The sequence below is a fragment of the Acinetobacter indicus CIP 110367 genome (assembly GCF_000488255.1).
Classification (GTDB): Bacteria; Pseudomonadota; Gammaproteobacteria; order Pseudomonadales; family Moraxellaceae; genus Acinetobacter; species Acinetobacter indicus.
This window is the reverse complement of record NZ_KI530754.1, coordinates 120,781-141,754: the sequence shown is the minus strand read 5'-3', so window position 1 is coordinate 141,754 and position 20,974 is coordinate 120,781. Positions and strand designations below refer to the sequence as shown.

At 43.3% G+C, this 20,974-nt stretch carries 17 protein-coding genes; 11 read left to right on the top strand and 6 right to left on the bottom strand.

The window, feature by feature from the left end; translation table 11 throughout:
* Positions 1-59: 59 nt before the first annotated feature.
* From P253_RS05435 to P253_RS05395, 8 genes are all read left to right on the top strand, one after another.
* Complete coding sequence (locus P253_RS05435; protein WP_016659081.1) at positions 60-419, top strand: hypothetical protein; 360 nt, start codon at positions 60-62, stop codon at positions 417-419.
* Positions 420-691: 272 nt separating this feature from the next.
* Positions 692-961, top strand: a complete 270-nt coding sequence (locus P253_RS05430) for a hypothetical protein (protein WP_005178664.1) — start codon at positions 692-694, stop codon at positions 959-961.
* 295 nt (positions 962-1,256) lie between these two features.
* On the top strand, positions 1,257-3,896 hold the full coding sequence (locus tag P253_RS05425; RefSeq protein ID WP_016659080.1) for a bifunctional aconitate hydratase 2/2-methylisocitrate dehydratase: 2,640 nt from the start codon (positions 1,257-1,259) through the stop codon (positions 3,894-3,896).
* Between the two features lie 73 nt (positions 3,897-3,969).
* On the top strand, positions 3,970-5,211 hold the full coding sequence (locus P253_RS05420) for a PDDEXK-like family protein (protein ID WP_016659079.1): 1,242 nt from the start codon (positions 3,970-3,972) through the stop codon (positions 5,209-5,211).
* Between the two features lie 396 nt (positions 5,212-5,607).
* Positions 5,608-5,829 carry a hypothetical protein gene (locus tag P253_RS05410; protein ID WP_016659077.1) on the top strand — a complete coding sequence of 74 codons (222 nt, stop codon included), beginning with the start codon at positions 5,608-5,610 and terminating at the stop codon, positions 5,827-5,829.
* 124 nt (positions 5,830-5,953) lie between these two features.
* A complete protein-coding gene (gene gltS / locus P253_RS05405; RefSeq protein ID WP_016659076.1) occupies positions 5,954-7,177 on the top strand; it encodes a sodium/glutamate symporter in 1,224 nt (407 codons plus the stop codon).
* Between the two features lie 586 nt (positions 7,178-7,763).
* Positions 7,764-9,986 carry a DUF6351 family protein gene (locus tag P253_RS05400; protein ID WP_016659075.1) on the top strand — a complete coding sequence of 741 codons (2,223 nt, stop codon included), beginning with the start codon at positions 7,764-7,766 and terminating at the stop codon, positions 9,984-9,986.
* Positions 9,987-10,381: 395 nt separating this feature from the next.
* Positions 10,382-11,119 (top strand): hypothetical protein, encoded by a 738-nt coding sequence (locus tag P253_RS05395; RefSeq protein ID WP_016659074.1) that lies wholly within the window; start codon positions 10,382-10,384, stop codon positions 11,117-11,119.
* On the opposite strand, the gene thiM is transcribed toward P253_RS05395, so the two are convergent.
* The 3 genes from thiM to P253_RS05380 form a co-directional block, all read right to left on the bottom strand.
* Entirely contained in the window at positions 11,116-11,979 is an 864-nt protein-coding gene (gene thiM, locus P253_RS05390) for a hydroxyethylthiazole kinase (protein ID WP_016659073.1), read from the bottom strand. The genes P253_RS05395 and thiM overlap by 4 nt on opposite strands.
* Before the next feature lie 11 nt (positions 11,980-11,990).
* Positions 11,991-13,157 (bottom strand): hypothetical protein, encoded by a 1,167-nt coding sequence (locus P253_RS05385; RefSeq protein ID WP_016659072.1) that lies wholly within the window; start codon positions 13,155-13,157, stop codon positions 11,991-11,993.
* A gap of 195 nt (positions 13,158-13,352) precedes the next feature.
* A complete protein-coding gene (locus P253_RS05380; RefSeq protein WP_005178638.1) occupies positions 13,353-13,610 on the bottom strand; it encodes a hypothetical protein in 258 nt (85 codons plus the stop codon).
* A gap of 664 nt (positions 13,611-14,274) precedes the next feature.
* On the opposite strand from P253_RS05380, the gene pepN reads away from it, so the two are divergent.
* Complete coding sequence (pepN, locus tag P253_RS05370; protein WP_016659071.1) at positions 14,275-16,881, top strand: aminopeptidase N; 2,607 nt, start codon at positions 14,275-14,277, stop codon at positions 16,879-16,881.
* Between the two features lie 240 nt (positions 16,882-17,121).
* Entirely contained in the window at positions 17,122-17,337 is a 216-nt protein-coding gene (locus P253_RS05365) for a hypothetical protein (protein ID WP_005178631.1), read from the top strand.
* A gap of 70 nt (positions 17,338-17,407) precedes the next feature.
* Here the strand turns inward: P253_RS05365 and P253_RS05360 are convergent, their stop codons facing one another.
* Together P253_RS05360 and P253_RS05355 are read right to left on the bottom strand one after the other, a co-directional pair.
* Positions 17,408-17,854, bottom strand: a complete 447-nt coding sequence (locus tag P253_RS05360; RefSeq protein WP_005178630.1) for a universal stress protein — start codon at positions 17,852-17,854, stop codon at positions 17,408-17,410.
* A 106-nt stretch (positions 17,855-17,960) separates the two neighbouring features.
* Complete coding sequence (locus P253_RS05355; protein ID WP_005178628.1) at positions 17,961-18,404, bottom strand: universal stress protein; 444 nt, start codon at positions 18,402-18,404, stop codon at positions 17,961-17,963.
* A 284-nt stretch (positions 18,405-18,688) separates the two neighbouring features.
* Between P253_RS05355 and P253_RS05350 the strand changes: the two genes are divergently transcribed.
* Positions 18,689-19,708, top strand: coding sequence for an alpha/beta hydrolase (locus tag P253_RS05350; RefSeq protein ID WP_016659070.1), 1,020 nt, complete (start codon positions 18,689-18,691; stop codon positions 19,706-19,708).
* A 25-nt stretch (positions 19,709-19,733) separates the two neighbouring features.
* Here the strand turns inward: P253_RS05350 and P253_RS05345 are convergent, their stop codons facing one another.
* Positions 19,734-20,912, bottom strand: coding sequence for a benzoate/H(+) symporter BenE family transporter (locus P253_RS05345; protein WP_016659069.1), 1,179 nt, complete (start codon positions 20,910-20,912; stop codon positions 19,734-19,736).
* Between the last annotated feature and the right edge of the window lie 62 nt (positions 20,913-20,974).

Genomic DNA, 20,974 nt, shown 5'->3' with positions numbered 1-20,974 from the left:
CTGGCCGATTTCTCATTCAGGATAACTTTGATTATCATAGCGGAAATAGGAGAGTATGCATGAACAAACTATTCGCTTTGGCTGCCGTAATTGCATTGGCTGGCTGTGCAGAGAAAAAGCCCTTAACCCCGGAAGAGCAATGGAAAGGTTACTGTACCAGTGTTGGCAATGCAGCACGAACCATCATGCTGGATCGTCAAAATGCCATTGAAAAAGATCAGGCACTGGCCCATGCGGACAAAGTAGAAGATGAAACCACACGCAAATTTATTTTTGAGATTATTGAAACGGTCTATGCCATGCCTGAACAGGAAGTGAAGGGTGATGTAGATGCCGCGCGTGAGAAAATTAAAACGCAATATACAGAAAAATGTCTGGCTACGCCGTATGACGAAATGCCGGATTATCGACGTTTTTAAGTCATGAACCCAAAATGCCAGATGACATATTTGTAATCTGGCATTTTTTTGTGCTCACTATTTCTGCATATAGATAACAATAATCAAAATTCGCTGCGATGATCTATTTTTTTAAGCGGATATTTAACCTAATTTTCCTTCCTCTACTTATTTCTAAATAGCCTAAGCAATATAAATATATATTGTGACACTTTTCTTTAGCACCAATATAGAAAAGCTTATCTTTTTAATGAATAATGGATTTAACAATAGCCAGAAGAAAGGAGCACATCATGGACGTGATTGGTTATCTGCATCATGCAGATTTGCTCTTGGAAGATGAACAGGGCGTGACCATTATTGGCAATAGCAACTATGTGCTCAGTATTGGAGATAAAGTCTATTTTCAACAACTTATTGATGCTGACAGCAAGCGTTATCAGGTCAATATCTCCTTTGCCAGTGCCGGGCATAGTACCCTGCATGAAGATGAAATTCAGGTCAAATTTGAGGGCAGTCGCGAACATCTACAGCAATATTTAAACAGTACAACGGTACACTAAGGTTGAATAGTAATTGGAACCCGGAAAAGGCAGCATAGTGTTGCCTTTTTTCTATTTAGAATTCGGTTAAAGTGGATTAAAAGCAGCAATGACGGGTCTAAACGTGCTCCGCTTGATTATTGTATAAACAATATGAACATCATTTAGTTATAAAATAATGAGCATCACAAAGAAACACCTTCCTTGCATTAACTTTTAACTGGAATTTTAGTAAAATTTTGCAGTCCATATTACTTGTGAAGCTTTGAACAAGCTGGAATTCACAGGTAATTTTTTAAAAAAGAGGAATAACACCGTGCTAGAAGCTTACCGCCAACACGTTGAAGAACGTGCCGCACTCGGAGTCCCACCGAAGCCACTTGATGATGCTCAAACCGCTGCATTAGTTGAATTATTAAAAAACCCGCCAGCTGGTGAAGAAGCTTTCTTGGTTGATTTGCTTGAAAACCGTGTTCCAGCGGGTGTAGACCAAGCTGCTTATGTAAAAGCTGCTTTCCTGTCTGCTGTTGCAAAAGGCGAAGCGACTTCTCCATTAGTTTCTAAAGAACGTGCGGTTTACTTACTAGGTACTATGCTTGGTGGTTATAACGTAGCGCCTTTAGTTGAACTTCTGGAAAATGCTGAACTTGGTGGTTTAGCGGCTGACGCTCTGAAGAAAACCCTGCTTGTATTTGATGCATTCCACGACGTTGCTGAAAAAGCAAAAGCGGGTAATGACAATGCGAAAGCAGTACTTCAATCATGGGCTGAAGCTGAATGGTTCACTAGCCGTCCAGACGTTCCAGAAGAAATCAAACTGACTGTTTTCAAAGTAACAGGCGAAACGAATACTGACGACTTGTCACCTGCACAAGACGCGTGGAGCCGTCCAGACATTCCATTGCACGCAAATGCAATGCTGAAAAACGTTCGTGATGGTATCAACCCAGAAGTTCCTGGTGAAGTTGGTCCATTAAACCAAATTAAAGAACTGATCGCGAAAGGCAACCAGGTTGCTTACGTTGGTGACGTTGTTGGTACAGGTTCTTCTCGTAAATCTGCAACGAACTCTGTGCTTTGGTTCTTCGGTGACGAACTTCCACACATTCCCAACAAAAAAGACGGCGGTTACTGCTTAGGCGGTAAAATTGCTCCGATTTTCTTCAACACCATGGAAGATGCGGGTGCATTACCAGTTGAGATCGATGTTTCTAACATGAACATGGGTGATGAAATCACTCTGAAAATCGATCACGCTGCTGCAAAAGTAACTGCGTTCAAAAACGGCGAACAAATTGCTGAATCTGAACTGAAAACTCCAGTGCTTCTAGATGAAGTACGTGCCGGTGGCCGTATTAACCTGATCATTGGTCGTGGTTTAACTGGTAAAGCACGTGAAGCTTTAGGTCTTGAGCCATCTTCTTTATTCCGTACTCCAGTACAACCTGCTGACTCTGGCAAAGGCTTCACTTTAGCGCAGAAGATGGTTGGTCGTGCATGTGGTCTTCCAGAAGGTCAAGGCGTTCGCCCTGGTACTTACTGCGAACCGAAGATGACCACTGTTGGTTCTCAAGATACAACTGGTCCTATGACTCGTGACGAGTTAAAAGACCTGGCTTGCTTGGGCTTCTCTGCTGACCTGGTAATGCAATCTTTCTGTCACACAGCTGCGTATCCAAAACCAGTTGACGTGCAAATGCAACACACACTACCTGACTTCATCATGAACCGTGGTGGTGTATCTTTACGTCCAGGCGACGGTATTATCCACTCTTGGTTAAACCGTATGCTTCTTCCAGATACAGTAGGTACTGGTGGTGACTCGCATACTCGTTTCCCAATTGGTATTTCATTCCCAGCGGGTTCTGGTCTGGTAGCGTTCGCTGCTGCGACTGGTGTTATGCCACTGGATATGCCTGAATCTGTACTTGTGAAGTTCAAAGGTAAAATGCAGCCTGGTATCACTCTACGTGACCTGGTACATGCGATTCCTTACTACGCAATTAAAGAAGGTGACCTGACTGTAGAGAAGAAAGGTAAGAAAAACATCTTCTCTGGTCGTATCTTAGAGATCGACTTAACAGAAATGGAAACTGACTTAACTGTTGAGCAAGCATTCGAATTGTCTGATGCTTCTGCTGAACGTTCTGCTGCAGGCTGTGCGATCACACTTTCTGAAGAGAAAGTTGCTGAATACCTACGTTCTAACATCACCATGCTGAAGTGGATGATTTCACAAGGTTATGGCGATGCTCGTACTATGGCGCGCCGTGTTGAGAACATGGAAAAATGGTTAGCGAACCCATCACTGCTTAAAGCTGATGCTGACGCTGAATACACTAAAGTGTATGAAATTGACCTTGCTGACATCAACGAACCTATCCTGTGCTGCCCGAACGATCCAGATGATGCGAAACTGCTTTCTGACGTTCAAGGCGACAAGATTGATGAAGTATTCATCGGTTCTTGTATGACGAACATCGGTCACTTCCGTGCAGCTGGTAAACTTCTAGATAAAGTTCCTGGTGGTTCTTTATCTACTCGTCTATGGTTGGCTCCTCCAACGCGTATGGACGAACACCAGTTAATGGAAGAAGGTTTCTTCAACATTTATGGTAAAGCTGGCGCGCGTACTGAAATGCCAGGTTGTTCATTATGTATGGGTAACCAAGCACGTGTTGCTCCGAACACGACTGTAGTGTCTACATCTACACGTAACTTCCCGAACCGTTTAGGTCAAGGCGCGAATGTATACTTGGCTTCTGCTGAGCTTGCATCTGTTGCTGCGGTTCTTGGTAAATTACCAACTCCAGAAGAGTATCAACAATACGCTTCTCAAATCGACAGCATGTCTGCTGACATTTACAAGTACTTGAACTTTGATCAAATGTCTGAATATACAGATGCTGCTAAAAATGTAGATACGAAAAAAATTGCTGCTGCTCAATTGTCTTAATTAATTGATAATTAAGCAATAAGCGGTATAAGATAAGGGCTGAGTAATCAGCCCTTATTTTTTGAGTATTTAAATGCAAGAATACATTGATAAGTTAATAAAGCAGACTGTAGAAATTATTAATAAAAATAAAGCTCATGGGGATTTTTTTAATTTATTGATGTTATCAGGTGTTGGGAGTAGTGAAGTATTTACACATACACCTATTCTTAAAGAATTATTAGATCCAAACGGAACACACGGGCAAAAGGATTTATTTTTAAAAAGTTTCATTAGTTATTTTAAGTTGGATTTTGAGATAGATAATTTCTTTTCTATTAAAAGGGAATTTAGGTGTGCGCAAGGTCAAATTGATTTGTTGTTAGAGAATAAAAATAAGGCGATAATAATAGAAAATAAGATTTATGCAGGGGATCAAAGTAAACAGTTAAATAGATACTATGATTATTGTATTGAGAAGAAAAAAGCACCTTCAATCATATATCTTACTTTACAAGGCAATAAACCTTCTCAATCATCTTTAGGTAAAATAATAAATAAGGATGATAAATACTTTTTAATAACTAACAATGAAATAAATTCTATAGATTTACAATGTTTGAGTTATAAAGAAGATATAACAAAATGGCTTGAAAATCATATTTTATATTTGGTTAAAGAAACTCCTAATATAGAGTCTGCAATTAGACAATATTTAAATTTGTTAAAAATTTTGACTGGCGAATTGATAACAGTAAATAAGGAATTGAAAAAGATGTTAGTTGATATAACACCTGTTGAATTAGAAGCAATCAGAAAGCTATCTACTCAATTTAATAGTAGCGCATATCGTGGCGAATTGCTTTTTAAATTATTTGAATATGTTGAAAGCAAATTTTTAGAAACGGGAAATTTTGAAAAATCATCAGAATTTAAGAGTATCCACTACACAGCTAATAATTGTAAAAAGTGGTTTAAACAAATTAGTAATTCAAATCCTGCTGCAGAAAGGGATGTTATAGGCTGTGTATTGAAAAGTAAGAAAAGGCCAGACATTAATTTTATATTTGTAGCTGCAACAGATTATTTTCACTATGGAATTGCTTTATCTGAAGAAAGTTCCACTAAATTGGAAGATATATTAAAACTTAATCCGACATGGGGAGAGCCTAAATATTGGAAAAAGATTCCTAACGGATGGGTTAGTAAAGCTATAGGTGATTTAAGAGGCTTTTCGGGCGATGCCTTTAAATTATTATCAATCAAAGATAATAAGGATTTAAATGATTTTATTAATGATTGTTTAAGTGAGTTGGATCTATTAATTCATTTATGAAAATAGGTATATTTTGGTACTTTCAAAACCAAATCATTGGCATTGAACACAATTTTAATCAATCAGATCAAAAATTCCTTGGTCTGATTGATATTACATACAATGATGTTGAGTATTGGAAAACATTAAAACACACTTTTCCAAATCTACAAGAATTTGAATATGAAAATGTTCCACCTATGAAAGTCATATATAATGTCAAAAAAAAACTATGTCTATATGAACATTAAATTACTCAAAGCAGCGATAGCAAAATTGGATGCTGCATTTTTTAACTAGATTTTGAGTTTGCTATTTGGATGTAATCTCCGCACTTTATAACTTAAACTTTACAGTTGGCTCATTCGATCGTTCAATCCACGTATATTTAAATAAATGAAAAGTTGAAGTAAATACATGGCAAAAAAATCCCGCTTCCTCTGTATTGGTGGTTTCCTCAATGGAACCCAAGTCAAAGACCAAGGTGACAGCTTTATCTGTGTCGAAGAAGGTAAAAATGTCACCTATACCAAAAAGGAAATTTTCCATCAAGATGCTTGGGATCATGATTATTATGTTTGTGAAAGTACGACAGACCAGCAAGCACACAATTGGGTTTATGATATTCCATCGTATTAATTGAATCTATTTAGGACATAAATTAAACAATTACTAGAAACAATAACTTGCATAACATTTCTAAAATTGATTTTTCATACTGTTTTCCTAAAACTGTATGAAAATAAAGCTAATAGGGAATGTTATGAATTATGAAATCGATGCCTTTGGCACCTTGGTGATTGCAGTATTTTTTCTTTTTATTGGGCGGTATCTTGTTAGTAAAATTAGCTTCTTTAGAAACTATAACTTACCTGAACCTGTAATCGGCGGTCTAATCGCAGCGATTACAGCTTTTATTCTCTATAAATTTTTTAATATCAGTGCCACATTTGACTCAGAAATTCAAACCATTCTGATGCTGATGTTCTTTACCTCTGTTGGTTTAAGTGCAGACTTTACCAAGCTCAAAGAAGGTGGGAAATCACTGCTGATCTTTCTGGTCTGTGTCATTCTATTTGTAGTTGTACAAAATGCGGTTGGCATGAGTTTAGCCACAGCACTTGGGCTTGATCCATTGATTGGTCTGATTGTCGGTTCTGTTACCTTAACGGGTGGACATGGTACTGCCGGTGCTTGGGGTGAAGTGCTTGAAACTCAATATGGAATACAGGGGGCAATTGTCCTCGGAATGGCAAGTGCTACTTTTGGTTTGGTTATTGGTGGGCTTGTGGGTGGTCCGGTTGCCAAATTCTTGATTAAACGAAATCAGTTGGCAGAGACAGTAGCGCAAGAGACCAATGAACAACAACTCGATACTAGCATCAACACCGCACCCTTCGAATATCCAAAGAAAACCCGGTTGATTACAGCCAGTAATGCAGTGTCGACTTTGGGGATGTTTGCACTATGTATATTTGTTGCGAATGAAATGACAGAGATCAGTCAGGGAAGATGGTTTGAACTACCGACCTTTGTCTGGGCTTTAGGGACAGGGGTGATTGTACGTAACTTCCTAGAGCATGTACTGAAAGTCGATATTTTCGACCGTGCCATTGATGTATTCGGAAATGCGTCATTATCCCTGTATTTATCTATGGCTTTACTGTCACTGCAACTCTGGTTACTGGCCGATTTGGCAGGCCCGCTCATTACCATTTTGTTTGCGCAGACAGCGGTACTGATTTTATTTACCGCAATTGTGACCTTTAGGATTATGGGAAAAAATTACGATGCAGCTGTATTGGTAGCAGGGCATTGTGGTTTTGGTATGGGAGCAACCCCGACTGCGATTGCCAATATTCAGGCAGTTACCAATAGCTATGGTCCATCGCACAAAGCCTTTTTAATCGTACCGCTATGTGGTGCATTTTTTATTGATATTGTGAATGCTGTGGTGATTCAGAGTATCATTGCATTTTTCGGTTAAATTTTAATACGACTTCAAAATCATATAGACATTAAAAAGCCCCATGGTTAGGGGCTAGTCGTATGCACATCTGAGGCACATACTGTAAGAGGCTCATCTCATACTCAGCGTATTAAAGCACACTCTTTCAATTCAACCTACGAAAGTTTTTTCTGATCTTCTGATCATAAGGAGAAGATCACAGTTAAAAGTGGGGGGAGAAAGTTTTATTGCTCAAAAATAAGCATTTTTTATCTGGAACTTGGATGTTTTGAATTTCTCATTTCATCGTTAAATGGTTACAAAAATTTTCCAATAAGACGGAAAATATTACACGGGAATAAAAGAATTTAATCATTTACCTTGTTAATTAAAGTAAAAGTTATATAACTATTCATCTTTTTAGTCATGCAAAATAGCTTGAAATTAAATCAGATATTCAGAAGCAGAATTTGGTTTTTATCCCTGATTTTGGTGATTTTTTAAAACAGCCCATAAAACAATAAATAACAATAATGACAATAGTTGTTGTCAAATTATCTTTATGCTCATGAATGAAGTTATACATATAAAAACTTCAGAAAAATAATAATTTATGGATGAGCGTATGAAAGGAAAACTGGTATTCAATAGCCTCAATATTGCGGTGTGTAGTGTCATATTGTATGGCTGTGGTGGCGGAGGTGGAGATTCTTCCGGTTCAGGAACATCTTCAAAAGTAGAACGGGAAATGGTGGAGGTGTTATCCACCCGGCCAGATTTAATTACAGACTCGGATGTATTGCTGAAACTGGATCTGCCCGATGATATTCAAACTACGGCATTGAAAGTGTCCCTGAATGGACAAAATATTAGTGATGCATTTGCCAATGAGCAGCGCCAAGCCTTAGTTGAAGGACTTAAACTGGGCGATAATCAACTCAAGGTTGAAGCAGGGCGTTATTATCAGAATTTAAGCCTGATCAATCATCCTTCAAGTGGGCCGTTACTGTCTGGCCCGCAGTTAAAGCCCTGGACCTGTACTAATGCGTCGACCGATCAGTTCTGTCAAAAGGCTGTGCAATATAACTATTACTATAAAGATCGCTTGGGACTCATTAAAAGTTATGACCCGGCACAACCGCCGGCCAGTCAGAATATTGCCACCACCACTACCGATGAAGGACTAACGGTGCCATTTATTGTGCGTGAGGAAGTGGGCTATCAGAACCGCGATGAATACCGTTTTGCGGTGTTGTATGATCCGAACCAGCCGTGGACCGCCTTAAAGCCACAAGCGCAATTTAACCATAAACTGGTGGTCACGCATGGCCAAAGCTGTGGTAATGATTACCAGTCTGCCTCTGCGCCAACGGTCATTGCCACTTCAAGTTCCATTTTGCCTGATGTCACCATTTTGGCTTTAGGCCGCGGCTTTGGGGTGATGTCGACTGCACTGTCTCATAGCGGTCATAACTGTAATCTGGCGATTCAGGCAGAATCGCTGATTATGGCCAAAGAGCGTTTTATTGAGCAGTATGGCACCTTGCGCTATACCATCGGGCAGGGCTGTTCAGGTGGTGCGCTGGCAGCACAATGGGTGGCCAATGCCTATCCGGGAATTTATCAGGGGATTTTACCCACTTGCTCATTCCCTGATGCCTGGAGTACCGCTTCACAGTTCGCCGATTATCACCTGATGATTAATTATTTCCAGACTCCAGAAGGTCGTTTAAGCTTCTTGCCGCATCAGATTGCGCATGTTCAGGGACATATTTCTGAAATTAATGGCTATGTCAGTGAGCTGGCCCAGTTTGATGTGGCGCGGCCAAATACCATCTGCAAGGGAATTTCATCGGCGCAGTTATATCATGCCACCAATAATCCTCAAGGCATTCGTTGCTCGATTCAGGATGCTGCAATTAATTTGCTGGCCCCACGTCCAACGGAGCTGTGGACCGAAACTGAGAAACGCATTGGTCGCGGTTTTGCCGGCCTGCCGATGGATAATGTCGGGGTACAATATGGCCTAGACAGCTTGATGAAAAATATCATCACCCCAGAACAGTTTGTACAGTTAAACGAAAAAATAGGCGGTGTGGATATTGATATTCAGGCGGTGCCTGAACGTCTAGAAGCCAATTATACGGCGCTGAATAATGCCTATCGCAGTGGCTTAATTAATGTCGGAAACAACCTGAATAAAGTGGCGATTATTGACTGTCGAGGTCCGGACCCGGCGCTGTTCCATGATGCCTATCGTGCCTTTGCTATTCGGGCACGACTGGAAAAAGCGCATGGCAATTATAATAACCATGTGATTTATGGCGGTGATCTGGTCATGATTGCCGATGCCAAATGTCTGGAAATCAGCTTTAATGATATGGACCGCTGGTTAAGCAATGTCGAAAAAGACTTAAGTGATTTGCCTATTGCTGCCAAACTGACCCAAAACAAACCGGCAGATGTAAAAGATGCCTGTATTACTGCAGGCATCATTAACCGCGAGAATCTGTGCAGCACGCTCAGATTACCGGTATATGGCACACCGCGTATGGTGGCCGGGGACAGCCTGACCACCTATGCCAACAAGTGTCAGCTGAAACCTTTAAATGTGTCGGATTATGGCAATACGGTCCGCTTTAGCAATGAACAGCTCCAGCGATTGCATCGGGTTTTCCCGCAAGGCGTGTGTGACTATAGCCAAGCCCCAGTTGGCTTTGCTGACACCATTGGCTGGATGAGTTATCAGGATCGGCAGGGCAGCGTAGTTTATGGAGGACAACCTTTGCCTGCGGTCAGTTCATCGGCTGCACGCGGCTGGGCATCTAAAGCTTTCCAGTTGTTTTAATTCTTCACACATTTTTTGTTTCACAAAAACCAGTGGTTTTTCACTGGTTTTTTTATGATTCATTTTGATTTTTAGTTGAAAATTCATGTAATATAACGACGGTTATTTCGCCGTTGTGTAGATGGCAGGCAGATAACCTTTGGTCGAATTAAAATGTTAACCAGATCTCATTAATTCGCTGAATTATCAGGTTTTTTAGCGAGAAAGCCCAGATAAGCGTTGTAAAATCATTAGATTAAATTTACTCACAATTATGTTGATTAATATGAATTATTTCATATAATTACAATGATTTATCACAAAATGGACAAATCCAGGAAAATAGTGATAACTGATTCCGGGTTGTGACACTAAAATGAGTCTGAAAAATTAAAACAATCATAGGGTGAAGGATTATGGATATCACTGAGACGGTGTTTGACTTCAAAGCCTTATCCACACAACAACAAGATTATTTTTTTGAAAAAATTGCCGAGTTTGATCAGCAGGTGTTTACGTTAACCTGTGAAAAGGAGCTAAAGAAATATCTGTATGACCCGCAGGCAATTTCGGTCACTATTATTCAATATCATCATCGTGGCAAACTGGTCGGGCAGACCATTATTCCACTGTTGGCCTTAACCCTGTTACATCAGCCAACTCTGGTGGTCAACTCACGCGCCAGTTTTTTAAAAAGCTATCGCCATCAATACAACCATAAAATCATCAACAGTGCGCTCAAAGCCATGCTGAACCAGCGCTTTAAATATCCTTTAACGCCCATGTGGTTTATTGCCACCATCAACCAGCCGAAGCTTTATGCACATTTTGTATCACGTGTTCGGGGCTTTTATCCACGCAGTGATATCCGGATGCCGGAGGATTATTTAAGCGTGTTGCAGGTGATAGCCAGCCGGCAACACGACATCCAGAAGCGTGATGAAGATATTTATGTGCATCAGACCTGTGTGCCGCTGCGCAGTGAAGAGGAGCTGCAACAGTTAAGAGTGCATGCCAATCCGCATTGCGATTTTTTTCTGCAACACGCACCGGACTATTTTGATGGCATCGGCCTGATGTGTATTTGCCGTTTAGACAGTAAAACCCTGACCGAAACGGCACTCAACTTTGCTTTGGACCGGAAGGTGTCTTAAGGCGCCAGAAATTTTAAATCGGCATGTTCACGGATGGTGTCCGCATCCAGACTGAAAATTGCATCTATAAACGCCACATTAAAACTGCCAACCTGTGAACTTTGCGCGTGGGCCAGTTTTCCGGCAATGGCAAAATGGACATGCGCGGCAATGGTGGCAATGGTCACCGGACTGACCGCGGCATACGCCGCAATTAAAGCGCCTAGGGCACAGCCGGTTGCGGTGACTTTGGGCTGTAATTCCGAGCCACCATTCACCTGCACCACCTGTTCAAGCTGTCTGGACAGAATAAAATCGGATTCACCGGAAATGGCAATACATTCGGCATGCGCCAAGAGGCTTTTGGCCTGTGCATATACCGCGGTGCTGTCCAGGGTCGAATCAACACCTTTGGATTCTACCTGTGCGCCGGCCAAGCCGCCAATTTCCGACGCATTGCCGCGAATCACACTCGGTTGAAAGGCCAATAGCGCATCAACCATATCTGAGCGCCATTTTAAGACGGGCCCATAACCGACCGGGTCCAGCACCCACGGTTTGGCAAGACGCTGGGCCGTTTCTGCCGAAATCTGCATGGCCTGCATCTGTTCGCTGGTCGGTGTGCCCAAATTAATACTTAAGGCGCTGCAAATACTGCTAAAGCTTTCTGCTTCAAAAGGATTATCAATCATGGCCGGTGATGCACCGGCAGCCAGCAGAATATTGGCGGTGTAATTGGTGGCGACACTGTTGGTGATACATTGCACCAGTGGTTGCCGGGTTTTAAGCAGGCTCCAGGCTTCAATAATTTTTTCAATCATTGCCGCGGTTTCATCGGGCAGGCTGCTGTCAAGAGTGGAAAGCTGTTCTGGATAATTCATCAGTTACCCCTTTATTGGGTAAAGTAGTGGTCTTGCTGTTTACAGCGACGGCAGAACAAGGACACATAATGCTGGGCATCATAATCGACATCCAGTTCATCCGAGCCGCAGTGCATACAGCGTTTTAAGGCATAAAATTTTAAGCGCGGTTCAATCTTTTCCCAGATTTTCCAGATCGGTTGTACAAAGATCATTTCATCATAATTGAGAAAACGGAAAAATAGAATTTCCACCATTTTGCTCATCAGTAGTTGTGGTGGATGTGGCAGCGTGGTGGTCATCCATTTTTCTTGCAGGCCACGTTCACGGTACTGTTCTACGGTTTTTTTCAGCAGATTGGTATTAATGAATTTTTCATTGCGCGGCTGTAATAATTTCTGGCCATGCAGATAATCCAGCGCGGTTTGTACCAGATAAAAAATCTGACCCGCTGCCAGGCTGTCCAGCAGGCGAAAACACAGGCTTTTAAAACTGTTATTGCCAGAAATTTGCACCTGCCAGATGCGGCAATAAAACTGCATGAACTGCACCACTTTTTCATACATCAGTTCATAGATGGCATCTTTGACTTCATCTGAACTGTGAAAGGGCACGCCCTGACTCAAATTCTGGTAAAACCATTGTCGAAGCTGATGGGTAATACTGAACAGGCTCGGCTCCGAATAACCGTCCAGCCGCACATTCACATAATACTGGCCGGCTTCATCGGCAAATTCCTTGGCCACCAGAATCTGCTGGTCAAGCAGCTGTTTGATCAGCTGTTTCTGATATAAATAGTTGGGTGAAAAAGGCTGGAATTTAATTCGCTCCCAGTAAATATATTCATCATGCTGGGTATTTTCATGTACCTGATCGTCCAGCATCGACAATAAAAACAGTTTCTGGATAAAGCTTAACTGATTCAGCTTGTGCTCAATCATGTCTTTATCTTTGCCTTTATTTTTGAGCTTGCGGTTTTCCTGTACCAGCGCTTCTTTAATCAGCTGTTTGCGTTTTTTTTCACAGGCCGGGCAATGACAACTGTGCAAATTGCCCGGATACACTTTATGTTCGCAGTAACTGCACTCGTGATAGCTCAGCTCCTGATCGTACTGTTCGGCTTCCACCCAATACATGGCAGCGCGGCACAGCGGACACGAGGTGCTTTCATCTAACTGTTTTTGCAGAATCTGGAGCATATTCAGGTGCAGTCATCATTTTAGAAATAGGATGTCTGGATTATACATGGCTGGGCCGCATTGGTTTGCTCAAAAAAACATAAAGCAGAAAACTTGGACACTATGCTGAATTTAAACGCCCTGACTTGAACAGCTCTTTTTCATAAAAAATACGGCAGGACGCCGTATTTTAAATGGAAGTTAGAGGAGAGAAGATTATACCGGACACGGTAGCGAATCATCCTCCTCACCAAGTTGCTTGGCCTGAATCAGCGCCTGTACTTTTTTGCTTGGGATTTTCTTGCTGCCCAGGGCATCATAGGTATTCAAAATAGAGGTAACTTCATTGGTCTGCATGGGAATGCCTTCACAGCTCATAAAGAGGGCAATCACTTTATGGTCGATGTTGGCCTGATCGAGGGTTTGCAGGGTTTTAATATTTTCTACACGGACGATATGCTCTTTTAAATACATCTCACACCTCTTCTCGTTTTTTCATCATTGTTATCATGCGCTCGGCGCCTTTAAATACAAGCAAGAAGCGTGCACAAAATGTAGCCGATTTGAAAATAATGTAATGACCTACGCTGAAATGGCGATCCATCCAACTGAAAGCGTCATTTAGCCGATAACTGTTTGAGTCTAGACGTGAAATTGAAAAGCTAAATTTGAATAAATCTCCCTTCGCAAATGCTGGCGAATTGTCACCGGATTTATCTTGACGAAGTCTAAATAAGCCTCTGTTTAGACTTGGGAAATTATCCGGTTTTATCTCGCAGTATATTTTTAGCTGCACAGATCACAGGTCTTTGATTACAGAATGTAGTCAAGTGGCAGCTTTATGTAGGAACTTGTATCTCAATAGCGCAGAATTTCAGGTCAGATGGGCAGAACAGCACCAGCATGGCGCAACACCAGCGCGAGAAGATTTTAGCGGGCAGATTAAGCTGTTGGATTCGCTGCATAATTCAGCATCTCTGTATTTTTAAACAGATTTAGTTGAATGATGAATTGAAAAGTTGTGGCCGGATGCCCATATTAGAACAGAAGCGCATTCAGCAGACAGACTGAAAAAGTTGGCGTATGATCAAGACATCATCCGCATAATGCCCCGGCGTATAAACAATTAGGACATGATATGAATATCGCAGCAAATCCAGTGGTTGAAGCAGACCAAACTATTTATTTAAAAGATTATCAAAAACCTGCATTTCTGGTGGATTCAATTAATCTGGATATTCAGGTGTATGCAGACCACACCATCGTCAATGCTATTTTGGAGATGCAGCGCCAGACCGAAGGTGATCTGGTGCTGCTGGGCCGTGACCTTGAGCTGAAATCTATTCATCTGAACAGTCAGCAACTGACCGAAAATGACTATCAGCTTGATGCTGAACAGCTGGTAATTCAGAATGCGCCAGATCGTGCACGTATTGAAACCCAGGTGGTGATTCATCCGGAAAGCAACACCATGCTGGAAGGTCTGTATCAGGCTGGTGATCTGTTTGTGACCCAGAATGAGCCGGAAGGTTTCCGTAAAATTACCTTCTATCCGGACCGTCCGGATGTGCTGTCGGTATTTACTACCCGGGTGGAAGCCGATAAAAAATATCCGGTGCTGCTGGCCAATGGTAACCTGATTGAAAAAGGCGAGGTCGATGCCCAGCGTCATTATGCGATCTGGCAGGACCCGACCAAAAAGCCAAGTTATCTGTTTGCCTGTGTGGTCGGCGATTTAGCGGTGCTGAAAGACAGCTATGTGACTTCTGAAGGCCGTAATGTGGCACTGGAAATTTATGCGGTAGAAAAAGATATTCCTAAATGTCACATCGCCATGGAAACGTTAAAACATTCCATGCGCTGGGATGAAGAACATTATGGTCTGCCGTATGACCTCGACAACTATATGATTGTGGCGGTTAGCCAGTTCAATATGGGCGCGATGGAAAACAAGGGCCTGAACATCTTTAACACCTCTTGCGTGCTGGCCGATGAAGAATACACCACCGATGCGGCAATTATGCGGGTTCAGTCGGTCATCGCACACGAATATTTCCATAACTGGACCGGTAACCGGATTACCTGTCGTGACTGGTTCCAGCTGTGTCTAAAAGAAGGCTTGACCGTTTTCCGTGACCAGTCGTTTTCAGAAGATTTACAATCGGCCGCAGTACAACGGATTGATGATGTCGCTGTATTAAAAGCGCATCAGTTCCCGGAAGATTCTGGCCCATTATCGCATCCGCCACGTCCAGATCATTTTGTTGAAATTAATAACTTTTATACCGCCACGGTGTATGAAAAAGGGGCGGAAATTAACCGCATGATGTCGACCTTGCTCGGCAAGGAAAAATTCCGCGCGGGTACCGATGAGTATTTCCGCCGTCATGATGGTCAGGCGGTGACGGTCGAAGACTGGGTTGCGGCACTGACTGCCGGTTCAGGCGTTGATTTATCGGCATTTTTAACTTGGTATAACCAGCCGGGTACTCCAAAACTGCAGGCACATGGCGAATATGAGGCTTCGACTCAAACCTATCGTTTAAGCTTTAAACAGAGCCTGAAAGCGCATCCGAAATATCCAGACCTGAAAGCCGTGCCAATTCCGGTGGCTTTGGCGCTGTTTAATGCCGAAACCGGCGAGCAATATACGCTGCAATCTGAGGCCCTGTTTGAAAATGGCGTAAAAGATGGCGTGTACCTGTTTGATCAGGATGAGGCAACTATCGAATTTAGCGGCATTAACGCCAAACCGGTGGTGTCGCTGTTACGTAATTTCTCGGCACCAGTGAATCTGGAATTTGATGCCAGTGATGCCGAATTGGCCTTCCTGATGCAGTATGAAACCAACGGCTTTAACCAGTGGCAGGCGACCCAGACCTTGCTGGAGCGTATTTTGCTAAATGGTCATGCGGTAGAAAGTTATCTTCAGGCCATGAAAAACACGGTACCGGCACTGGTCAATCAGGACCCGTTACTGGCTTCACGAATTTTTGATGTACCAACCGAAGGTTATTTGGGCAGCCGGATTGATCAGCACTATAGTCCGGTGGACATTCAGGAAAAACGTGAAGCCTTGTTAAATACGCTGGCGCGTGAATTGGGTGCTTTCTGTAAGGAAACTTACCTAAGTCTGGACCCGGACCTGCAAAAAGAGTTTTCACAGGCCATGGGCGTGCGTGCGCTGAAGAATATTATGCTCAGTCTGATGGCACGTCAGGGCGATACCGAAGCCTTTGATCTGGCGCATCAGCAGTATCAGAATACTGGCAATATGTCAGAACGTTTAGGCGCGCTACGTGTACTGGTCTGGAATGATGCACCGCAAGCCGAATCCTGCCTGCAGGATTTCTATGACCGCTTTAAAGATGAAGCGCTGTCTTTAGACCAGTGGTTTACTGTACAGGCCTCCCATCCAAATGCAACGGCTGAAACCATTCATACCTTAACCCAGCATCCGGACTATGATCTGGGTACGCCAAACCGCATTCGTTCGGTCAGTGGTGGTCTGAATATGAATCCGGTAAATACCTGGAGTTTTGGGGTGCAGCATTATATCCATCTGGCCAAATACCTCGATGAAAAGAACCCGATTTTAGGTTCACGTTTGCTGCAGGTGCTGTCACGCTGGTATACGCTGGATGAACCACAGCGCAGTCAGGTACAGGTGGCCCTGGAAACCTTGAAGCCCTTGGTGAAATCGAAAAACGTGGTTGAAACTTTAAACAGTATGCTGAATGTCTAAACCGGTGCAGCTTTCGCTCGAAAAAATAGAATAATGAAGATTTATTTTATTTTCTCGGTATTTAGCTGTAACTTTATGTGAACTTTCCCGCATATTCGCGGGGAGTATGCTAAATTAAGGCTGAAACGTGTTTAGATAATTTAAATAAAAAAGCTCATCATTGTGGTGAGCTTTTTTATTTTTAGCCTGGAAAGGTTCAGGTGAAAAAGCCGGGTTCTGGCGTGAACAAGAGGTTGAGTGATGCTGGTTAAAATTGAAGATGGTTTTTACTTGAATTCACGACATATTATTGCGTTAAGAGTGAACAGAATATTGAATGAAGAGCGTTTTATGGTGTCTATTGAATATACACCACACTCGATGCAGGACAAGGGGCTGTATCAGCGCATCTTTCCGAATAAAATTGAAGCAGAACTGTTTTTACAGGCATTGCATCAGGAAATTTCCAAACCCTGACCGCTGTTCAGCAGATTTAAAAAAAACTCCTCACGTTGAGGAGTTTTTTTATGGCAGCTTTAGATTTACTTTAGACTTTTACAATTAGCACCGGAATAGGCGATTGGGTCAGCACGTTTTGCGCTACGCTACCCAGCATCATTTTCTTGAAACCGGTCCGGCCATGTGAGCCCATAATAATCAGATCGGCACCGACTTCATCGGCAATCTGCATAATGCCATCTGAGGGTGAAACGCCGTGCGCCAGTTTCTGATCGACCTGCACGCCTTCACGCTGGAAAGAATCAAGAATTTCCTGCAAGCGCAGTTTGGCATTTTTTTCGGCCTGCATGAAATAGTCGGTAATGGCCGGAGCAACTTTATAAAAATCGACGCCGACAAATGGGTCAACCGCAATCACGCTCATTACCGTGACCTGGCAGCCTAAATCTTTGGCCAGACTTAAAGCCTGTTCTACAGCAGCATAAGAAATCGGGGATTCATCCACTGGAACAAGAATATGTTTATAGCTGGTCATGACAGTTTTCCTTATTTTTACATATGAATATCGCGGGCTTTATTGAGACTGACAGTGAATGAAAGTACATCAAAAGCATTCAGGATTCTGAACTGTAGTAGGGCAATTAGGCCTTAATGACCAGCACCGGCAATTCAGAACTGCGCAGTACATCCTGAGCAAAACTACCGAGCAGGAATTTCTGGAAGCCTTTACGACCGTGTGAACCCATCACAATCAGGTCAACGCCCATTTCTTGTGCAGCTTCAACCACATGCTTGGCCGATACTTCACCTTCCACAATTTTAGTACTTACAGTAACGCCTGCAGCTTCGGCAATTTGCTGGCCTTCTTTCAGGGCTTTTTGTGCATTACCGTGTGCCTGCACAAAGTATTCTTTCATGATGGCAGATGAATAATAGAAATCGGCATCAGTGAACGGGTCTTCCGCCACCAGACTCACCAGACTCAGCTGACTGTTAAAGGCACGGGCAATTTCAGCTGCATGTTGCACCGCAGAATAGGAAATTTGAGAACCATCGACCGGAACGAGAATATGCTGATACGCCATGGAGAAACTCCTTATTGATATAATGAACTTAATGTTTAGCTATACTCTATAGATAGCACATCACCGGGGGGCATTCAATTTATTCCGGTGTTCTGTCTGCAAAAAAGATACAGATTTTCAATCACAATACCACTTAAGTAGGTCTTTGATTTAACAAATAATTCTGACTGGAATACTCTACATTGTCAGATCGCATTGTCGTGAAAAACCGGGTTCCATCTGCGCGGCGGCTGCTTTATAGTGAAGAAAAATAAAACAGCTGTATAAACAGGAAGATGGGTGAAATGAAGTATCTGATGTTAAGTCTGTGCATGAGCTTGCTGCTGGTGCTGAGTGGCTGCCAAAGCACAGCCGGTAATAGCCGTATTATTGCTGGCGCATTTAATCTGACCACCCAATTACAACAGAAACTGATGGATCGGGATGCACCGCAGCAGGTACGGGTGCTGGAAAATATCCAGTATCAGCAAGATCCGGATTTAAGCCTGGATGTCTATTTGCCAGCACAGACACCTGATGATACCGGATTACGCCCGGCCGTGGTCTGGATTCATGGCGGTGGCTGGATTTCCGGTTCCAAAGCCCATGCGCGCGGTTATTTTAAACGGCTGGCAGATGCCGTTTATCCGGTGTTTTCACTGCAATATCAACTGGCGCCAGCGGCGACTTATCCCACCCAGTTACACCAGATTAATCAGGCACTGGCCTATATTCAGGAACATGGCGCGCTGTTTGGTGTTGATGCCGAGCAACTATTTCTGGCTGGAGATTCTGCCGGTGCCAATCTGGCCAGCCATTATGCAGCCTTGTTGAGTAATCCGGAATTTGCCGCGCATTCGGAATTTGTGCCGGTTCTGGCCTTAACACAGCTGAAAGGGGTGATTTTGCACTGCGGGATTTATAATTTACCGTATTTTATTAAAACCGCGCCGGATGAAATCAAAATTGTCGAGTGGGGCATTTATAACATGGTGCAGGCCTATACCGGCGACCGCAAACAGGATGCGGAATTTCTGCAGCAGATTTCACCGATTCAGCATATTACTCCCGCGTTTCCACCGGTATTTTTAAGTGGCGGCAATAAGGATTTTCTGACTGATACTCAATCTTTACCGCTGTTAGAGGTGTTAAAGCAGCAGCAGGTGCCAGTAAAAGCAGTATTTTATCCCGACTCTAAACGCTGGCTGATTCATGAATATCAGTTCTTAATGCATCTGCCCGAAAGCCAGCAGACTTTTGAGCAGACCCTGTCATTTCTGACCGATTATAGTAAAGCGGATCAGACAGATAGATCCGCGCCCTAAAATCTGCTGGTCATCATGTTAGTCTTTAGGATTTGGCTTTCCAGGGAAATTTCATCACCAGTAACACCACCACACCGCAAACCAGTCCCCAGAAGGCCGAGCCAATGCCCCAGAACTGGATGCCTGAAGCGCTTAGTAAAAAGGTCATTAATGCGGCTTCCCGGTCATCGGCCTCTTTAAAGGCAATAAAGGCGTTATGGCCAATGGTGCCAAACAGGGCGATACCGGCCAATGCAGTAATCAGCACTGCCGGAAAAGACATCAGCAGGCTGGTTAAGGTGGCGGCAAACAAGCCCATCAGGATATAAAACAGGCCACAGCTCATGCCGGCAATATAGCGTTTTGATGGGTCCGGATGCACCTGATGATCCAGACTAACGGCGGCACTAATCGCTGCAATATTCACGCTATAACAGCCAAAAGGCGATAACACGGCCTGCGCGGTACCGGTCCAGCCGAGCAACTGATTAACATGCGGCTGATAGCCATAGCTTTTAATAATGGCGATGCCGGGTAAATATTGCGAGGCCAGATTAATTACCAGCAACGGTAAAGCCAGACCTAAAATAGCGGGCAGGCTAAATTCCGGACTGATCCACACCGGTTGCGCCAATGACCAGCTCACCACAGGAAAATGGAAATCCAGTACCAGCGGGCACAGCAGCATCGCGGCAATTACGGTCAGCACAATGCTATAGCGTGGCCAGAAGCGTTTTGACAGTACATAGGCTGCTAGTAAAGACAGGATAAATGCCCATTCATGCTGAATGCTGGCGAACAAGGCAATGCCGAATTTTAGCAGTACGCCGGCCAGCATGGCGCTGGTCAGGCTTTGTGGAATATAGCGAAACAGACGTTCAAAAATCCCGAAAAAACCCAACAGTGCGGTCAGCACGCCGCACACCAGAAAAGCCCCAATGGCCTGATTCAGGCTATAACCACTGCCCGTGGCAATAATCAGGGCCAGCCCGGCGGTTGACCAGGACGTCGACACCGGATATTTGTATTTCCACGAGAGCAGCAAGCCAGACAGGCCAATGCCCAGACCCAAAGCCCAGAACCAGGAGGTAATCTGTTCGGCTGTGGCCCCTAAAGTTTGCGCCGCCTGAATCACCAGTACGGCAGAAACACTAATACCAATTAAAAAAGTGATAAATCCAGCAAAAACAGCCGGAATAGAAAAATCATGTATAAGCTTTTGCATAATCCGTTGCACAATAAAAATGGGAGAGAAAGCCGATAAATCATACGCCTTTCAATGGCCAT

What these genes read in the sequence shown, in the direction of transcription:
- P253_RS05435 (WP_016659081.1), top strand. Translation starts at nt 60, where the DNA reads ATGAACAAACTATTCGCTTTGGCTGCCGTAATTGCATTGGCTGGCTGT.
- P253_RS05430 (WP_005178664.1), top strand. Translation starts at nt 692, where the DNA reads ATGGACGTGATTGGTTATCTGCATCATGCAGATTTGCTCTTGGAAGAT.
- P253_RS05420 (WP_016659079.1), top strand. Translation starts at nt 3,970, where the DNA reads ATGCAAGAATACATTGATAAGTTAATAAAGCAGACTGTAGAAATTATT.
- P253_RS05410 (WP_016659077.1), top strand. Translation starts at nt 5,608, where the DNA reads ATGGCAAAAAAATCCCGCTTCCTCTGTATTGGTGGTTTCCTCAATGGA.
- gltS (WP_016659076.1), top strand. Translation starts at nt 5,954, where the DNA reads ATGAATTATGAAATCGATGCCTTTGGCACCTTGGTGATTGCAGTATTT.
- P253_RS05400 (WP_016659075.1), top strand. Translation starts at nt 7,764, where the DNA reads ATGAAAGGAAAACTGGTATTCAATAGCCTCAATATTGCGGTGTGTAGT.
- P253_RS05395 (WP_016659074.1), top strand. Translation starts at nt 10,382, where the DNA reads ATGGATATCACTGAGACGGTGTTTGACTTCAAAGCCTTATCCACACAA.
- thiM (WP_016659073.1), bottom strand. Translation starts at nt 11,979, where the DNA reads ATGAATTATCCAGAACAGCTTTCCACTCTTGACAGCAGCCTGCCCGAT.
- P253_RS05385 (WP_016659072.1), bottom strand. Translation starts at nt 13,157, where the DNA reads ATGCTCCAGATTCTGCAAAAACAGTTAGATGAAAGCACCTCGTGTCCG.
- P253_RS05380 (WP_005178638.1), bottom strand. Translation starts at nt 13,610, where the DNA reads ATGTATTTAAAAGAGCATATCGTCCGTGTAGAAAATATTAAAACCCTG.
- pepN (WP_016659071.1), top strand. Translation starts at nt 14,275, where the DNA reads ATGAATATCGCAGCAAATCCAGTGGTTGAAGCAGACCAAACTATTTAT.
- P253_RS05365 (WP_005178631.1), top strand. Translation starts at nt 17,122, where the DNA reads ATGCTGGTTAAAATTGAAGATGGTTTTTACTTGAATTCACGACATATT.
- P253_RS05360 (WP_005178630.1), bottom strand. Translation starts at nt 17,854, where the DNA reads ATGACCAGCTATAAACATATTCTTGTTCCAGTGGATGAATCCCCGATT.
- P253_RS05355 (WP_005178628.1), bottom strand. Translation starts at nt 18,404, where the DNA reads ATGGCGTATCAGCATATTCTCGTTCCGGTCGATGGTTCTCAAATTTCC.
- P253_RS05350 (WP_016659070.1), top strand. Translation starts at nt 18,689, where the DNA reads ATGAAGTATCTGATGTTAAGTCTGTGCATGAGCTTGCTGCTGGTGCTG.
- P253_RS05345 (WP_016659069.1), bottom strand. Translation starts at nt 20,912, where the DNA reads ATGCAAAAGCTTATACATGATTTTTCTATTCCGGCTGTTTTTGCTGGA.